The sequence below is a fragment of the Rhodococcus sp. HNM0569 genome, from assembly GCF_012726205.1.
GTDB lineage: Bacteria > Actinomycetota > Actinomycetes > Mycobacteriales > Mycobacteriaceae > Rhodococcus_F.
Genome location: NZ_JAASAE010000001.1, coordinates 214,252 through 231,604, shown reverse-complemented (window position 1 = coordinate 231,604; position 17,353 = coordinate 214,252). Strand labels below are relative to the sequence as shown.

At 70.0% G+C, this 17,353-nt stretch carries 13 protein-coding genes; 3 read left to right on the top strand and 10 right to left on the bottom strand.

All coding sequences use genetic code 11. The features are described 5' to 3' along the window. Positions 1-36 precede the first annotated feature (36 nt). Positions 37-1,323, top strand: a complete 1,287-nt coding sequence (locus HCA44_RS01050; RefSeq protein WP_169646679.1) for a TRAM domain-containing protein — start codon at positions 37-39, stop codon at positions 1,321-1,323. A gap of 6 nt (positions 1,324-1,329) precedes the next feature. Here HCA44_RS01050 and HCA44_RS01045 read toward each other — a convergent pair whose 3' ends face one another. The 3 genes from HCA44_RS01045 to glsA form a co-directional block, all read right to left on the bottom strand. After that, positions 1,330-2,160: an ABC transporter permease gene (locus HCA44_RS01045; protein ID WP_169646678.1), complete on the bottom strand. Its 831-nt coding sequence runs from the start codon at positions 2,158-2,160 to the stop codon at positions 1,330-1,332. After that, a complete protein-coding gene (locus HCA44_RS01040) occupies positions 2,157-3,194 on the bottom strand; it encodes an ATP-binding cassette domain-containing protein (RefSeq protein WP_169646677.1) in 1,038 nt (345 codons plus the stop codon). Before HCA44_RS01040 ends, HCA44_RS01045 begins: the two co-directional genes overlap by 4 nt. A 144-nt stretch (positions 3,195-3,338) precedes the next feature. Continuing rightward, a complete protein-coding gene (glsA, locus tag HCA44_RS01035; protein WP_169646676.1) occupies positions 3,339-5,162 on the bottom strand; it encodes a glutaminase A in 1,824 nt (607 codons plus the stop codon). A 245-nt stretch (positions 5,163-5,407) separates the two neighbouring features. Here glsA and dxs point away from each other — a divergent pair, with 245 nt between their 5' ends. Then, positions 5,408-7,315 carry a 1-deoxy-D-xylulose-5-phosphate synthase gene (gene dxs, locus HCA44_RS01030; protein WP_206037558.1) on the top strand — a complete coding sequence of 636 codons (1,908 nt, stop codon included), beginning with the start codon at positions 5,408-5,410 and terminating at the stop codon, positions 7,313-7,315. Positions 7,316-7,331: 16 nt separating this feature from the next. Here the strand turns inward: dxs and HCA44_RS01025 are convergent, their stop codons facing one another. Further along, on the bottom strand, positions 7,332-8,756 hold the full coding sequence (locus HCA44_RS01025; protein WP_169646674.1) for a sugar porter family MFS transporter: 1,425 nt from the start codon (positions 8,754-8,756) through the stop codon (positions 7,332-7,334). 127 nt (positions 8,757-8,883) lie between these two features. Then, a complete protein-coding gene (locus HCA44_RS01020) occupies positions 8,884-9,882 on the bottom strand; it encodes an iron-siderophore ABC transporter substrate-binding protein (protein WP_346764507.1) in 999 nt (332 codons plus the stop codon). A 243-nt stretch (positions 9,883-10,125) separates the two neighbouring features. On the opposite strand from HCA44_RS01020, the gene HCA44_RS01015 reads away from it, so the two are divergent. Further along, complete coding sequence (locus HCA44_RS01015) at positions 10,126-11,688, top strand: alpha/beta fold hydrolase (RefSeq protein ID WP_346764532.1); 1,563 nt, start codon at positions 10,126-10,128, stop codon at positions 11,686-11,688. 11 nt (positions 11,689-11,699) lie between these two features. Here the strand turns inward: HCA44_RS01015 and HCA44_RS01010 are convergent, their stop codons facing one another. From HCA44_RS01010 to HCA44_RS00990, 5 genes are all read right to left on the bottom strand, one after another. Continuing rightward, positions 11,700-12,053, bottom strand: a complete 354-nt coding sequence (locus tag HCA44_RS01010; RefSeq protein ID WP_169646671.1) for a VOC family protein — start codon at positions 12,051-12,053, stop codon at positions 11,700-11,702. Positions 12,054-12,139: 86 nt separating this feature from the next. Beyond that, positions 12,140-13,804 (bottom strand): cutinase family protein, encoded by a 1,665-nt coding sequence (locus HCA44_RS01005; protein ID WP_169646670.1) that lies wholly within the window; start codon positions 13,802-13,804, stop codon positions 12,140-12,142. 198 nt (positions 13,805-14,002) lie between these two features. Continuing rightward, positions 14,003-15,106: a hypothetical protein gene (locus tag HCA44_RS01000; RefSeq protein ID WP_169646669.1), complete on the bottom strand. Its 1,104-nt coding sequence runs from the start codon at positions 15,104-15,106 to the stop codon at positions 14,003-14,005. 97 nt (positions 15,107-15,203) lie between these two features. Further along, positions 15,204-16,223: an LLM class flavin-dependent oxidoreductase gene (locus HCA44_RS00995; RefSeq protein WP_169646668.1), complete on the bottom strand. Its 1,020-nt coding sequence runs from the start codon at positions 16,221-16,223 to the stop codon at positions 15,204-15,206. 27 nt (positions 16,224-16,250) lie between these two features. Further along, positions 16,251-17,339, bottom strand: coding sequence for an FAD-binding oxidoreductase (locus tag HCA44_RS00990; protein ID WP_169646667.1), 1,089 nt, complete (start codon positions 17,337-17,339; stop codon positions 16,251-16,253). Positions 17,340-17,353: the final 14 nt, after the last annotated feature.

The window sequence follows — 17,353 nt, the reverse complement described above, 5'->3', positions numbered from 1 at the left end:
GCCGTACGGAGAACACGAGCGGCCGGTAGGGAGAAGATGAGCGAGAACTGGACCGGACGCGAATTCGACGTCACGCTGGGCAATCCGGCGCACGGCGGGTTCACGGTGGGCAGGCACGAGGGCCGGGTCGTGTTCGTGCGGCACGGGTTGCCCGGCGAGCGTGTGCGGGCGCGCGTCACCGAGGACCGAGGCGGATCGTTCTGCCGCGCCGAGGCCGTCGACATCGAGACCGCGGCGCCGGGACGCGTCGAGCCGGTGTGTCCGATCTCGGGACCGGGCGGCGCCGGCTGCTGCGACTACGCGCACGCGTCGCGGGACACCCAGCGCGACATGAAGGCCCACGTGGTGGCCGACCAGTTGCGTCGTATCGCGAAGATCGAGCGCGACGTGATGGTCGAGGAGTTGCCGGGCAGCGCCGACGGCACGCGATGGCGCACCCGCGTGCGGCTCGCGGTCGACGCCGACGGTAGAGCCGGATATCACCGCTACCGCGGCACCGACATCGTCACCGACCTCGTGTGCCCGCAGATCGGACAGCGCGCGTACGACGGTCTCGCCGAGCAGCGATGGACTCCGCATGCGGAACTCCAGGTCGTCCTCGACGACGACGGCACCCGTCATGTCGTCGAGATCGCACCCGCGCCGGTTTCGCGCACCGCGCGCCGCGACCGCGGTAGGCGTGGTGCCACCGCGCGCCGCGCGGCCGAGAGCGTGCCGCGCGGCGAACGCGTCGTCGACGGCACGGGTGCCGCGGTGCAACGCGTCGGCGAGCGTGCGTGGCACGTGTCGGCAACCGGTTTCTGGCAGCCGCACCACAGCGCGGCGACGGTGTACTCCGAGGTGGTGCGGCAGTGGGCCGGGTCCGAGTGGGACGGGCTGGGCGCAGGGGACATCGCGTGGGATCTGTACGGCGGCGTCGGCGTGTTCGCGGCGGAACTCGCAGGCGGCGTGGGGGAGTCGGGGCTCGTCGAGTCGGTGGAGTTCTCGCGTCGTGCGGCGGTCGAGGGCGAGTCGGCGCTGCAGGATCTGCGTCAGGTGCGTTTTCGCCCCGGCCGGGTCGAGCGCATGGTGACCCGGCTCGAGACGCCACCGCGCGTCGTGGTGCTCGACCCGCCGCGCGCAGGCGCGGGACGCGACGTCGTTGCCGCGGTGCACGCCGCGGGGCCGCAGCGCATCGTGCACGTCGGCTGCGACCCCGCGTCGTTCGCCCGCGACCTGGGCCTCTATCGGGACCACGGTTACGAGATCACCGGACTGCGCGCGTTCGATGCCTTCCCGTCGACGCACCACATCGAGTGCATCGCAGTGCTCGACCGCGTGTGAGGCCGGTCAGCTCTTGCGGTTGTAGAGCATCATGGTGAGCGGCCCGAACACGACGACGAAGCCGGCGCACCACGCCAGGACGAGCATCAGCTGACCGCCCGCGAACTGACCGTCGGCGAACGCGCGGAGCGTCGTGACGAGCGCGCTGATCGGGTTGACGTCGACGAAGGCCCGCAGCCACGACGGCATCGTGGCGGGGTCGACGAAGATGTTGCTCGCGAAGGTGAGCGGAAACAGGATGAACATCGACGCGCCCATGACGGCCTGCTCGGTGCGCATGAGCATCGCGAACATCGTCCAGATCCAGGACAGGCTGAACGCGAAGACGAGCAGCAGCACGACCGACGCGACCATGCCGACGACTCCGCCCGCGGGCCGGAAGCCGATCACGAGGCCGAGGATCAGCACGATGATCGACGCGATGGTGTAGCGCACGATGTCGCCGAAGAGCGCGCCGACGAGCGGCGACGGCCGCCAGATCGGCAGTGACCGGAAGCGGTCGAAGACGCCCTTCTCGATGTCTTTGTTGAGCGTCAGGCCGGTGTACATCGTGATCATCACGACCGTCTGCACCAGGATGCCCGGCAGCAGGAACTGCACGTACGCGGAGGTCGACCCCGCGAGGGCACCGCCGAACAGGTACGTGAACATCAGCGTGAACATGATGGGGAACATCGTCACGTCGAACAGCTGCTCGGGGACGTGCTTGATCTTGAGCAGCGCACGCCAGCCGAAGGACATCGACGTCGACAGCGCGGACGGCCGCGGCGGCCGCGGTTCGGGCATCTGCAGGACGTCGGCGACGGTGGTGGACGGGGGCGCGGAGGTGGTGGTCATCGCGCGGTCTCCTCGTGCTGGTCGGTGGGGCGAGCGTCGGGGGTGTCGGGTTCGGTGGGCTTGCCGGTGAGCGCGAGGAACACCTCGTCGAGCGTCGGCTGCCCGAGTGCGTACGTCGCGATGGGCAGGCCCGCGTCGTGCAGGGCGGGCAGGGCGGCACCGACGCGGGCGGGGTCGTCGATGCGCGCGGTGAGTGCGAAGGGATCGGATTCCTCCACGACGGGCACCGCGAGCAGCTCGCGCAACAGCTGCGCGGCCTGCGGGCGGTGCGCGGTGTCGAGCATCCGCACGTGCAGTGTGCCCGATCCCACCGACGCCTTGAGCTCGCCGGGCGTGCCCTCGGCGATCACCTTGCCGTGGTCGATGACGGCGATGCGGCCCGCGAGCTGATCGGCCTCGTCGAGATATTGCGTCGTGAGCAGCACCGTGGTGCCGCCCGCGACGAGAGCACGCACGATGTCCCACACCTGGTTGCGGCTGCGAGGGTCGAGGCCCGTGGTGGGCTCGTCGAGGAAGATCAGCCGCGGCGTGACGATGATGCTCGCGGCGATGTCGAGCCGCCGCCGCATGCCGCCCGAATAGTTCTTGACCTGCCGGCCCGCCGCATCCTCCAGGCCGAACGCAGCGAACAGCTGGTCGGCGCGCGCCCGTGCGGAACGCCGCGAGTACCCGTACAGGCGGCCGAGCAGGAGCAGGTTCTCGGCGCCGGTGAGGTCTTCGTCGAGCGACGCGAACTGCCCGGTGAGGGCGACCGATTCGCGCACCGCATCGGGTTCGGCCGCGACGTCGTGGCCGAGGACCGTGGCGCGCCCGCCGTCGATCGGCAGCAGGGTGGCGAGCATCCGGATCGCGGTGGTCTTGCCCGCGCCGTTGGGCCCGAGCACGCTGTAGACGCCGCCCATCGGTACTCGCAGATCCAGGTGGTCGACGGCCGTGTTGTCGCCGAAGCGTTTGACGAGGCCCTCGGCCTCGATCGCGAGGTCGGTGTGCGCGGGGGCGCCGGTGCGCGTGGACGCGCGGGCGTCGGAGTACATGAGGGTCCCTTCGGTGGTGTCCGGTGTCGCGGGAGCGTGTATTCAGCGTGTCGTATTGGTCCGGTTCCGGGCAACGGATTATTCGTCCACTCGCGCCCACTCGTTTCGACTCGCGGCCGACCCGTAACTCATCGGGGTCCGGAACTACCGCCCGCCGGGAACGTGGGCGAGGGAGCGGAGCATCGTGTCGAGCTGTTCGTACGCACCCGCGGCGATGCCTTTCACGAGGCCGAGTTCGAGCGACGGGTCGCGCGCCGACAGGTCGGCGTAGACGGATGCGGGCAGTCGTGCCGCGCGTCCGGCGGTCGTGGCGACGAAGCTGCTGAGTGCGACGGTGTCGAGGAGTAGTGGGATCTCGCCGAAGGTCATGCCGGCGGACAGCGTGCTCACGCGGCGGACGCGTCCGTCCGCATTGTCGGTGACGAGCGAACTGACGCGCCCCTCGAGCAACAGGAACAATCCCGCCGTCGGCTCACCGCGGTGCACGAGGACGTCGTCGCGCTCGAACTCGACGTGCTCGACGAGCGTCAGCGCCACGTCGCGCTGCTCGGGGGTGAGCCGCTGCAGCAGCGGATGCTGGTCGAGCCGGATCGAACCCGGCGGGCGGGTGCCCGACCAGTGCCGCGCGAGCAGCAGGTCCTCGCACCATTCGATCGCGGCGTCGAGATCGTGGAAGACACGTCCGCCGGGGCCTTCCAGCGACGACTGTGTGTGGCCGAGCCTGCCGCGGGGATCGACGAGGGCGACGCCGCAGTCGAGCGCCACGAGTTCGCCGCGCACCGACGACAGCATCGTCGCGGCGACGTCGCTCACCTCGTCGATCTCGCGTACGTCGATCACCACGGCTTCGAGGCGGGCCTCGCCGCGGGCGATCTCCCGCACGGTCGCCTCCGCGCCCGTGAACTGCAGGTCGCCGTGTAATTCGTAGATGACGCCGTGATCCGAGAGCTGGTCGAGCAGGTCGCGCTCGGCGCGGGTCCGCCGCATCCGCGAAGGCGACTGCGCGATCGGATAGCGTGCACGGATCGCCGACCGCGCGGCGCGCGTGACGTGCAGGAAGTGCAGTTCGAGCTCACGCGAGAGCGCCCGGCACACCTCGACGCCGCGCACGCTGTTGCCGTGCGCGTCGAGGCGCGGCGAGTACACCGCGATGCCGAGCTGGCCCGGCAGGACGGCGACGACGCCACCGCCGACGCCGCTCTTCGCGGGCAGTCCGACCTCGGCCACCCAGGCGCCCGCCGCGTCGTACATGCCGCAGGTCGCCATGACGCTCAGTACCCGTTCGACGAGTTCGGTCGGCAGCACGCGTTCGCGGGTGAGCGCATTGACACCGTTGTTCGCGAGAGTCGCGGTCATCACGGCGAGGTCGTGACACGTGACGCTCAGTGAGCACTGCCGGAAGTAGAGGTCGACGGCGTCCTCGGGGTCGCCGGTCACGATGCCGAACGAGCGGAGCATGTAGCCGATCGCGCGGTTGCGGTAGCCGCTCTCGGACTCCGAGCGGTAGACGGCGTCGTCGACGTGTAGTTCACGGCCCGCGTACGCGGAATAGGCGGCGCGGATGCGTTCGAAGCGTGCGTCGCGGCCGTCGCCCGCGACGAGCGAGGTCGCGGTGATCGCGCCCGCGTTGATCATCGGGTTGCGCGGCCGCTCGGTGCCGGGGTCGAGGCTGATCTCGTTGAACGGCTCGCCCGACGGTTCGACGTCGATCTTGTCCGCGACAGCATGCTCGCCGCGGTCGGTGAGTGCGAGCGCGTACGTGAACGGCTTCGAGATCGACTGGATCGTGAAGGGCACCCGGGTGTCGCCCACCTCGTAGACGTGCCCGTCGGCGGTGGCGAGACAGATGCCGAATCCGTCCGGATCGACCTTCGCGAGCTCGGGGATGTAGTCGGCCGGTGCGCCCGCGCGCAGTGGCAGCACCTGTTCGTACACGCGGCGGATCAGCTCGTCGACGACGGTGGCCATGGTGCGACACTAGGCGGTCGGTCACGCGCGCGGGTGCGGGAACGACGACGCGGCGCGTGAGCACCGTCACCGGCAGCACGTGTCGGTCGAACGCGTGAGCGCGTGCTGTGTGGCCGCAGCGGAACGGATCGTAGACTGGACACATTGCCGACCCGCCGATGTGGCGGGCGTCCGCTCCGGGTCCGCCCCGGTGCCGAAGAAGTGAGCAAGCGCGTGAGCCTTGCGCGATGGAGGGAGCGATATCGTTGGGTGTCCTCAGCCGTGTCCAGACGCCCGACGACCTGCGTCGGTTGACCCGCGACGAGTGCTTGGAGCTCGCGGGCGAGATTCGTGAGTTCCTGGTCCAGAAGGTCTCGGCCACGGGCGGGCATCTCGGCCCCAACCTCGGTGTCGTCGAGCTCACCATGGCGCTGCACCGTGTCTTCGAGTCGCCCAGCGACCCGATCGTGTTCGACACGGGTCATCAGGCGTACGTGCACAAGATCCTCACCGGCAGGCAGGACGAGTTCGACACGCTCCGCAAGCAGGGCGGCCTGTCGGGATATCCGTCACGCTCCGAATCCGAACACGACTGGGTCGAGTCGTCGCACGCGTCGGCCGCGCTGTCCTATGCCGACGGCCTCGCGAAGGCCTTCCAGCTGCGCGACGAGCAGCGGCATGTCGTCGCCGTCGTGGGCGACGGCGCACTCACCGGCGGGATGTGCTGGGAGGCGCTCAACAACATCGCGGCGGGCAGCGACCGCCCGGTCGTCATCGTCGTCAACGACAACGGCCGCTCGTACGCGCCCACGATCGGCGGGCTCGCGGACCATCTCGCGGCGCTGCGGCTCAAGCCCGGTTACGAACGCCTCCTCGACCGCGGCAGGCGCGCCGTCACGCGGATGCCGTGGATCGGGCGCACCGCGTACTCGGTACTGCACGGTATGAAGACCGGGCTCAAGGACGCGGTGAGCCCGCAGGTGCTGTTCACCGACCTCGGCATCAAGTACCTCGGTCCGGTCGACGGGCACGATCTCGGTGCGCTCGAGTCGGCGCTGCGGCACGCGAAGGCGTTCGGCGGCCCGGTCATCGTGCACGCCGTCACCCGCAAGGGCATGGGTTATGCGCCCGCCGAGAACCATGTCGCCGACCAGATGCATTCGACGGGCGTCATCGACCCGCTCACCGGCAAGGCGACGTCGCAGTCGGCACCCGACTGGACGTCGGTGTTCTCGGCAGAGCTCGTCGAGCAGGCGCGCACCCGCGAGGACATCGTCGCGATCACCGCCGCGATGGCGGGGCCCACGGGTCTCGCACAGTTCGGCGCGGTGTTCCCCGACCGCATGTTCGACGTCGGTATCGCCGAGCAGCACGCCGTCACGTCCGCCGCGGGCCTTGCCCTCGGCGGCATGCACCCCGTGGTCGCGGTGTACTCGACGTTCCTCAACCGTGCGTTCGACCAGCTGCTGATGGACGTCGCACTGCTGAAACTGCCCGTCACGCTCGTGCTGGACCGCGCCGGGGTCACCGGCAGCGACGGTGCGAGCCACAACGGCATGTGGGATCTCTCGTTGCTCGGCATCGTGCCGGGCATGCGCGTCGCGGCGCCGCGCGATGCGGCCACCTTGCGCGAAGAGCTCGACGAGGCACTCGCGGTGTCCGACGGTCCCACCGCACTCCGTTTCCCGAAGGGCAGCGTCGGCGACGACGTCGAGGCAGTCGAACGCGTCGACGGCGTCGACGTCCTGTATGCACCGGACGCCGACGCACGCACGTCGGTTCTGGTCGTCGCGGTCGGCCCGTTCGCGGGTGTCGCCGTCGCGGCCGCCGAGAAGCTCGCGGCGCAGAACCTCGCCGTCACCGTCGTCGATCCGCGATGGGTGCTCCCGGTTCCGCACGGGGTCGTCGAGCGCGCTGCGGACGCGTCGCTCGTCGTCACGCTCGAGGACAGCGGTCTGCACGGTGGCGCGGGTGCCGCGGTGTCCGCCGCGGTGCGGGCGGCGGGCGTGTCGACGCCGTCGCGCGAGCTCGGTGTGCCGCAGCAGTTCCTCGATCACGCGTCGCGCGACCAGATCCACCGCGAACTCGGCCTCACCGCCGACGATGTCGCCCAGCGGATTTCGGGCTGGGTGCAGGATCTCTGCACACGTGGCACCGATCCGGACGGCGTCTGACCCGGCGTCGTCCGGCTCAGCCGGCCTGCTCGAGCGTCTTGCCCTTCGGCTCGGGCACGACGGTCAACACGAACACGATCGACACCGCGGCCATCACCGCGTAGATACCGTAGGTGGTCGACAGGTTCCATTCGGACAGTGCCGGGAACGTCGCGGACACCGCGAAGTTCGCGATCCAGTTGGCAGCGGTCGCGACGCCCACCGCGGCGGCGCGCACCCGGTTGGGGAAGATCTCGCTGATCAGCACCCACACCACCGGGCCCCACGACGCCGCGAAGAAGAACACGAACGCGTTGGCCGCGATCAGGGCGATCGTGCCGTTCGTGCCCGACAGGGTCGCGACGGTCTCGCCGTCCGCATCTCGTGTGACGGTCGCCGAGTGGAAGCACACTGCCGCGACCGCGAGCGAGATCGTCATACCCACCGAGCCGACGAGCAGCAGGGGTTTACGTCCGATCTGGTCGATCACGGCGATCGCGACGAACGTGCCGACGATGTTGACGACCGCGGACACGACGCTGATGAGCAGCGACCGGTCCTCGCCGAAGCCGACGGCCTCCCACAACGTCGACGAGTAGTAGAAGATCACGTTGATGCCGACGAACTGCTGCAGCATCGCGAGACCGATACCGATGAACACGAGCGCGCGCACGGCCGTCACCTTGGCGAACAGCTGACGCACGCTGATCTGCGCGCGTTCGGTGCCGAGTGAGCTGCGGATCTCGTCGATGCGCTCGTCGACGCGCTCGGCGCTGCCGCCTTCGAGATCGGCCACGATGCGCCGCGCCTTCGCGGTCTTGCCCTGTGCGACGAGGAATCGTGGCGACTCCGGAATCGTCGACGTCAGCAGCAGATACAGCACCGACGGGATCGCGGCGAGGGCGAGCATCCACTGCCACGCCTGGATGCCGGCGAGGTTGTCGCTCGCGCTGCCTGCCGCCTGCGCGATGCCGTAGTTGACGAGCTGGGACACCGCGATACCGAGCACGATGGCGAGTTGGTACATCGAACCGAGCCTGCCGCGGATGCGGGCGGGGGAGATCTCGGCGATGTAGGCGGGTGAGATGACGGACGCGAGGCCGACGGCGGTGCCGCCGACGAACCGCCACAGGGTGAGGTCGACGATGTCGAACGGGAAGGCCGAGCCGAGTGAGCCGATCGCGAAGAGGACTGCGGCGATGCGCATGACCCAGATGCGGCCGATGCGGTCGGCGATGCGGCCTGCGGTCCAGGCGCCCACCGCGGCGCCGATCAGCGTCAACGAGACCGCGAGACCGGTTCCTCCCGCGCCGATCTCGAAGCGGTCGCGGATTGCCCCGACGGCACCGTTGATGACGGCCGTGTCGTAGCCGAACATGAACCCGCCGAGCGCGGCCGCCGCGGCGTACAGCACGGCATGTCCGACATCGGCCCGCTCCGCGCGACCGGGACTTTCGACCATGTCACCTCCCCGCACACGGGCCGACCCCGATGCCGGCGCCTGACGGGGACGCTACGCCCTCGGTGCCCACATCGGGGTCGGTTTCCTTCGCGCTCGCGCGCTCGTGTGCTCGAGGCGCTGCCGCGGGTCAGCGATTCGCGACGCCGGACAGCAGCGGAACGATCTTGTCGAGCACCCACGGCGTCGCGAGCACCGATGTCTGGCTCAGTCCCGCAACGATCTTGGTGTCCTCGATGGCCAGTGTTCCGCCGCGCTGGGTCGCGCCGAGGCCCGCGAGCACGGGGTTCGCGTTCGGGTCGGTGCCCGCAGTCGAGAACGCGACGACGACGTCGGCGTCGATGTCGCTGATGTTCTCATTGGAGATCTCGCGGTAGAACGTGCCGTCGGAGTTGGCGTCGGCGAGCTGCTGCACGCCCGGCGACACCGTGAAGCCGAGTTCGGTGAGCACCTGCACTCGCGGATCGGTGGGCATGTAGACGCTGACCGCGTCGGGCTGCGACACGTCGATCACCGAGATCGTCTTGCCGGCGAATTCCGGGTGCTCCGCGGCCGTCTCGGCGAGCGTGTCGTTCAGGCCCGAGACGAGGTCGGCGGCTTCCTGTTCCTTGCCGAGTGCCTTGCCGACGATCGTGGTCTGGTCCTGCCAGGTGGTCTGCCACGCCTGGTCCGGGTAGGCGACCGTGGGCGCGAGGGCCGAGAGCTTGTCGTAGGTCGCCTGGTCGAAACCTTCGTAGGGTGCGAGCACGACGTCGGGGGCGAGTGCCGCGACGGACTCGATCGGCGTGGGGGACAGATCGTAGAGCGTCGTCTCGTCCGGGTTGTAGTGGTCCTGCAGCCACGGCATGACGCCGTTCGGCTCGTTGCCGTAGACGTAGCGCGGCATGCCGACGGGCGTCTCGCCCAGCGCGTACACGATGTCCTGCGCGTTCCAGCCGAGGGTCGTGATCCGTTCGGGCTGCGATTCGATCGTCGTGTCGCCGAAGACGTTCGCGATCGTGACGGGAAAGCCTTCGCCCGCCGGGGCGGCCGTGTCCTGCTCGTCGGCCTCGGACGAGCAGGACACCAGCGCGACGACGGTGGCGGCCGCGGTGGCGGCGACGGCGATTCTGCGGGGTGAAATGAACACTGAAGACTCCTTTATGCAGTAAAGGGAGCCTAACCTACCGCCGGTGGTCTCCGGTGGGCTCGTCGCAGCTTCGTCGCCGTGACCGGCGTGGTCGGCCGCCGTACCCGATCCCGGGGGCTTCCGCCGTATGCGGCGCGAGACGTCCCATCTGACACAATCGCGCGGAAGCCACGACGACGAGGAGATCGAACGGTGCCGAGCACACGGGGAACGGTCGGACATGCGGGTGCACGAACGGCGGTGGTGGCGCTCGGAGCGCTCGCGGTGTCCGCGGGATTCGTCGCCCCGGTCTCGGCGCAGCCGAGCACCGCCGAGCTGACGTGGTCGACGTGCCCGGCCGAGTACGAGCTCGATCCCGCGACCGACGATTGCGCGTCGGTTCCCGTTCCGCGCGACTACGCGAACCCCGCCGCAGGCACGATCGACATCCTCGTGACACGGCACCGCGCCGAGGATCCGGGCGCGCGGCGCGGCGTCCTGTTCACCAACCCGGGTGGGCCCGGCGGCGACGCGATCGGGTCCAACTCGATGATCGCCGACCAGCTTCCGGATTCGGTTGGTGCCCAGTGGGACATCGTCGGGGTGCAGCCGCGTGGTCTCGCGCACGCGGGCGCTGTCGAGTGCGACACGAGCCCGGACGTGCTCGCGGGCATGAACCTCGGTTTCCTGGGCGGCACAGCGCGTGCCGCATGCGAAGGCGACGCCCCCGGGTCGACCGCGCACATCACCACCGAGAACACCGCGCGCGACTGGGACGAGGTCCGAAAGGCGATGGGCGAGGACGTCGTCGACATCTACGGTCTGTCCTACGGCACCGTCCTCGCCTCGACCTACGCGACGCTGTTCCCGGCGCATGCGGGCAGAATCGTCCTCGACTCGGCGGTCGACCAGGCGTGGCTGTGGAATCACGTGCTGTGGGAACAGAACGACGGCTACAAGGGCCGCTTCTACGACCTGATGGACTGGCTCGCCGCCCACGACGACACCTACGGCCTGGGCGACACACCGTTGAAGGTGTATCAGCGTTGGTCCGATCGCATCGTCGAGGAAGCAGGTGGCAATCCGACGCTCGCCCCGCCGCCTGCACAGATCGGCGACGTGCCACCGGGTCTCGAACAGGTCGCCGACGCCTACCGCGCGGGCGTCGATCTCACCGGGCCCGCGCGCGTGCAGTTCGAAGCGTTCCTCCGTACCCTCGCCGACCCGACGCACACCCAAGCCGCGTCGAGCATCTACGTCCTCACCCGCCAGGCGCTTCCCGCCCGTAATGCATGGCCGATGCTCGCGCGCATGATCCGCGACGGTGCGGAGGCCGCGCCGGAGGGCGCAGGCGCCCCCGACCCGAATTCGCCCGAATTCCAGCGCGCGGTGCAGGCGCAGTTCATGCAGTCGATCGTCGTGTGCAACGAGAACACGGCGCAGGCGCGTCCCGACCGGATTCCCGGATGGTTGTTCTCGACGTTCGTCACCGGCGACCTGTTCGACGCCGTCGGCTACAGCTTCAGCGCGGGGCCGGCGTGCGCGGGCGCACCACCGGTCACCGCGCTGCCGCCGCTCGACGGACAGGCACTCGCCACCGCGCCGCTGCTGCTGCAGGGCCTGCGCGACCCCCAGACGCCCTACGACGGCGGTGTCGCGCTCGGCGGACAGATGGGCGCGCACCTGGTCACCGTCGAGGGCGGCGACCACGGCGCGGCGATGCAGGGCGGCAACACCGTCGTCGACGAGGCGATCGTCGAGTACCTCGAGACCGGGTCCACCGGGATCACGCACGCACCGGAAGCGCCGATCACCGCGCCGCTGTGATCGGCGTGGCGTCAGGGCTTGTGTGACAACACGTTCACCACATTGCCCGCGTCGTCACGGAAGAAGAAGCGCCGCACACCCCACTCCTCGTCGCGGAGTGGGTGCACGATGTCGAGGCCGCGCTCGCGCACATCGGCGTAGGCGGTGTCCACGTCGTCCACCTCGACCGACACCGTCGGATTCTGCGGCGCCGTGGCGTCCGTCGTCATCAGGCTCACCTGGTTGCGGCCGTCGGCATCGGCGAGCGTCACGATCCAGCCGTGGTTCATCACCTCGACGAGCCCGAGGACGTGTGTGTAGTGCTGTCGCGCCGAGTCGAGGTCGGAGACGGTGAGGATCGGAACGACTCGCTGGGTGGTGGTCATGCACCGAGGATCACACGGCGTCGTGCCCGCGTATTGGACGAATGAGCGGACCGCGCGAAAGCGCCGTCCTGCCAGGCCTGCCTGGTTCAGCGGCCGGTCGGTGCCTCCGCGGAGGCGGTGCCGGCCTCGCTGCTGGTGACGGTGGCAGTGGCACTCTCCGACGTCGCTCCGGCGACGGTAGGGCCGGCGATGTCGTCGGGGTCGGTCGTCGGCGTCGTTCCGAGCGACGGTTCCGTGTCGATCGGCCGCGCCTCGGTGGTGGCCGGTGCGGGAAGCGGGTGAGGCTCGACGGTGTCGGGGGAGGCCGTCGCGGGAGGCTCGGCGGCGCTCGCGTCGTGGGAAGCGAGCACGGCACGGGATTCGGCGTACGACGCGACCGCGGCGTCGAGTTCCGCCCCGTCGGGCGCGGTCGGGGCGGGCGACTTGCCTTCGCTCGCCTGGACGGCGAGGTGCGCGAGCCATGCCGCGGCGTAGTCGACCGACGAGGTGCGGCCCGTCGCCGGGTCGGCGTCGCGCCAGTAGTCGAAGTGGTGGCCGGTGCCCACCGCGAAGGTCGACTCGTAGGCGTCGGTCATGAGGAACTCGAGGGTGCCGGGATTGTCGAGGACGAAGCCCACGACCTCGAGAAACATCTTGCGCGGCAGGTACACCAGCGACGTGACGCGTGTCAGGACGTCGTGTGCATCGTCGGTATGTTCGGCTGGCGTCGTGTAGGTGGGTGCCGACACACGTACCAACGCCTGCAGGAAGGTTTCGTCGGACGCCAGCCAGGCGGGTTGCGTGCCGATGTCGGCGAAGGTGTCGAACAGGACGCGCGTGAACACCTCGCCGAACTCGACGAAGGTGTCGACCGTCGGCCCGGAGTTCTCGATCGAGTCGATGTGCATCTGCAGCGCGATGTTGACGACGAGGTCGACCAGCGCGGCGTTCTCCGGTGCGGCGCATGTGAGGTCGCCGTCCGAGCAGAACGACGCGACCTTGCCGTCGAGCGCGCCGAATCCGCCTGCGGTGCCCGCGAGGGCGCCCCTACCCGGCACCGGTGTGGTGCCGGCCTGGTATGCGACGTCGTAACCGTCGGGGTGCGCGAACGGATCCTGCGCACCGGGGAACGGCCCGTCGCCCGCGGACCGTCCGGAGTCGGCGATGATGACGACGCCGAGCACGTCCGCCGGATCGACGATGGTGTAGGCGGTGTCGGCCGGTTGGTTTCCGATGTCCATCGCGACGCGCCGGGCGACGTCCGCGCCCTGGCTGTACCCGACGATCGCGAACTGGGTGCCCGGGCATGCGGCGCTGATCTCGCGCATCACGTGCTCCGCGTTCGCGACGCCCGCCTCGACCGAGTCCTCGTAGGTGCCCATGTTCGCGGGGTAGGCGATCGAGACGCTCACGTACTGGTCTGGTCCGATCGCCTCGGTGCCCGCGGCCTCGATGCGATCGAGCCAGCCGTCGTCGAACTCGGTGCTCGCGGGCAGCGGATCGCCGTTGGCGTCGAGGAGCCACCGCGAGTCGGCCGGGTCGGTCACCTTCGACAGGCCGTTGCCGCGACCCGAGATCGAGATGCCCACCATGTCGTGACATTCGGTGACCGAGGCGGTGAGTGCCGCGTCGACGGAGCGGGTGGGTGTCGTCGACGTGACGGTGACTGCGACGGCGCCGACGGCGGTGACGACCGCGACTGTCGCCCACACCGCGAGTGGACGCCTGGCCGGACTGTCGGAATCTCGCCGTGAAAGCACACCGAACGGCATGGGCCCCTCCTGTTTTCGCGCACAGCCGGCCCGACACGCGGCGTGAGGCATCGATGATGTGCGCGAAGCATAGCGGGTCCGGCCGACAGGGTGGCATGCACCGTGCGAAGCCGAAACAAGTATGGCGAGAGAGTATTTCGCTTTTCGCTCTCGGTATCCGTCGAGAGCCTCGGAAGGAGCGGGTTTCGGCCCGTGAACTCAGGGCTCCTCGTCGGTGAACAAGCCCGACGTCACCACACCTGCATGCACCGCCGCGCGGAGTTCGGGGACCACCGCGAGGGTCTGCCCGCCGACAAGGATGGCGTCGTCGACGAACCGGCCGACCACATCGCGGATCGCCTCGGCCACCTCACGGTCGTCGTCCTCGAGGTCCGAATAGTCCTCCTCGTCGTTGCGGACGGGAGGTTCCGGAGTCATCGCGGCGAGCACGGTCTGTGCCGCGAAGTGGCGGGCGACGGTGGTCACCGCATCCGCGCCGTCGACGGGCGTGAGTCGCGCCGCGACGAACGAGGCGAGTGCCCGCGCCGTCACGTCCGGGTCCCGGTCGCGGAATGCGCTCGCGTCGGGAAGCGTCACGGCGCCGTCGGGCGTCGCCTGCACGAGTCGGGCGTCCTGCGCCGCCGTCCACATGTCGGCGAGCTCGGGCACGTCGCCGGGGCCCTGGAAGCGTGACGCCGGGACGTCGACGCCGAGGGCGGTCGCGACCTCGCGCGCGTTGACCGCAGGCGAGCCCTGCGCCCAGGCGATCAGCCGGTCGAGGGCGGCGGCCAACGGCAGGTCGTCGATCGCCTTCGCGATCGCGGCAGGCGCGACGGTGGGCAGGTCGATGTCGTCGGGCGTGAGGAGTTCGACGTCGCCGCCCAGGAAGTCGTCGAAGTCGCCCAGGCAGTGCTCGAGGTCTTCGTCGCTGCCCGTCCAGGCATCGGTGTCGATCAGGAAGTCCAGGTAGTCCGACGCGCTCGCGACGAGATGGTCGGCCGCCGCGGCGGACGAATCGCTGTCGTCGCGTTCGAGGATCCCTTCGGCACTGTCGAGTACGACGTGCGCGGCGTCGGGCGTCCACCCCGTCGGGTCGAAATCGTCGAGCGCCTGGTCGAGTCCGCCCAGGATCGACCGCACCACGCGAGTGGTGGGTGCCGTGGGCACGCTGGGCCCCTGGTCGCGGAGCCATTCGTCGAAGCGCCCCAACAGCGACGCGATCTGCCGGTCGGTGGCATCCGATGTCGCGGACCGGCGCCGCTGCCGGTTCGCCACCTTGTGCGCGCGCTTCTGCCCACGATTGCCGGGACGCTTCGATGCCATGCGACCAGCCTAACCACCGCGTCGGACGGGACCGAATCACGCCGACGTGGCGTGCGCGCGGTGTGCGTGTCGAGCTTCGCAGTCTCCCGCGGTCGGCCTATCGCCAGCCGAGCCCGGGCGCGACGTCGTCGACGACGCTCTGCAGGACATGCGTGTTGTAGTCGACGCCGAGCTGGTTCGGGACGGTGAGCAGGACGGTGTCGGCGGCGGCGATCGCCTCGTCGCGGGCGAGCTCGTCGACCAGAACGTCGGGCTCGCCCGCGTAGCTGCGGCCGAAGACGCCGACCCCGCCGTCGATGTGGCCGACCTGGTCGGCACTGTCGGTCTCGCGGCCGAAGTACGCGCGGTCGACGTCGGTCGTGATGGGGAAGATGCTGCGGCTCACCGATACCCGCGGTTCCCAGTCGTGGCCGGCGTCGGCCCACGCGTCGCGGAAGGCATGAATCTGCTCCGCCTGGGCGACGTGGAAGGGCACACCGCTGTGCTCGGTCAGCAGCGTCGAACTCATCAGATTCATCCCCTGCTGCGCCGCCCACTCGGCGGTCGCGCGGGTGCCCGCGCCCCACCAGATGCGCTGTCGCAGACCGGGGGAGTGGGGCTCGATGCGCAGCAGTCCGCCCGGGTTGGGAAACATCGGGTTCGGATTCGGCTGCGCGAACGCCCGACCGGACACCGCGTCGAGCATCACCGCCGTGTGCCTGCGCGCCATGTCGGCGTCGGTCTCACCCTCGGCGGGGACGTAGCCGAAGTACCGGTAGCCGTCGATCACCTGCTCGGGCGATCCGCGGCTGACGCCCAGCTGCAGCCGTCCGCCGGAGATGAGGTCGGCCGCGCCGGCGTCCTCCGCGAAGTACAGCGGGTTCTCGTAGCGCATGTCGATCACACCGGTCCCGATCTCGATGCGGCTGGTGCGGGCGCCGATCGCCGCGAGCAGAGGGAACGGCGAACCCTGTTGGCGGGCGAAGTGATGGACTCGGAAGTACGCGCCGTCGACGCCCACCTCTTCCGCCGCGACCGACAGGTCGATGGCCTGCACCAACGAGTCGGCCGCGGTGCGCGTCACCGAACCCGGTGCCTCGCTCCAGTGCCCGAACGAGAGGAACCCGATCTTCTTCATGCTCTCTCCAACGTTCGACGGTGCGTGTCATTCCCCGGCGTCGGCCCGTCCGAGCCGGGAGCCGGGCCGGAACAACGCGGGCACCGCCCCGGTGTCGACGCAGTCGGCGAGTACGTCGCCGAGTGAGGGCGCGTGTTTGAACAGGTTGTTGCCTGCGAGCGCGAAGACGGGCCCCGACTGCCAGATCGCGACAACGTCGTCGCCCCACGGAAGCTGTGTCACCCAACAATGCACGTAGTCGACCGGCGCCGGATCGAGTCCGGGCAAGGCGGTCTCGACATAGTGGGACGCTCGATCCACCAGGGCGGCAACCGCATTCCCGTCCGGCCCGTCGTCGGACGAGACGGATCCGCCGCCCACCGCGTACACGGACCGGTCCGGATAGGCCGTCGCGTAGGTCGCGAGCCCGTCGTCGAACGCTCCGCCGTCCTGCAGACCCGCCAGCCGCGCAGCTGCGTCGCGGACCCGGAACGACACGCGCGTGTGCAGCGACAGCGAGACGGGGATGTCGAGCCCGACCGTCCTCGCCAAGGCCGAGGTTCCCCGTCCCGCGTAGACCACGACATTTCTGAAGGACGCGGATCGTGTCGCGCTGCGCACCCGCGCGCCGTCGTCGGTGGCGTCGAGCGCCAGCACGGGTTCGGCGACGACGGCATCGGAGAGCCGGTCGGCGAGGGCTGTCACCGCGGCGCGCGTGCGGATCGAGCCGCCGGCAGGGTCGAGCATCGCCGGGACGTCGACATCGCCGAGGATCGGCAGCCACTGCCGTAGCTCGTGGCGCTCCAACGCGCGGGCGCCGATGGTGGGGAACCGGCGCAGGCCTGCGAGGCGACGTTCGACGGCGGGGCCGAGTGCGACCGCACCGTCGTCGGACACGAGATCGGTGTCGAACTCGCGCTCCCACTCCCGCCAACGCCGTCGCGATTCGACGGCCAGCTCGATCAGGCGCGGGTCGTCGTGCGCGTGCCGGAACAGCCGCGACTGCCCCGCGGACTGCCCGAACCCCGGCTGCCCCTGCTCGTACAGCGCCACCGAAAGGCCGCGGCGCCGCAGTACATATGCCGTCGACAGCCCGACGATGCCCGCACCGATCACAGCGACATCGGAGGTGGTCATGTCGTCACGGTAGC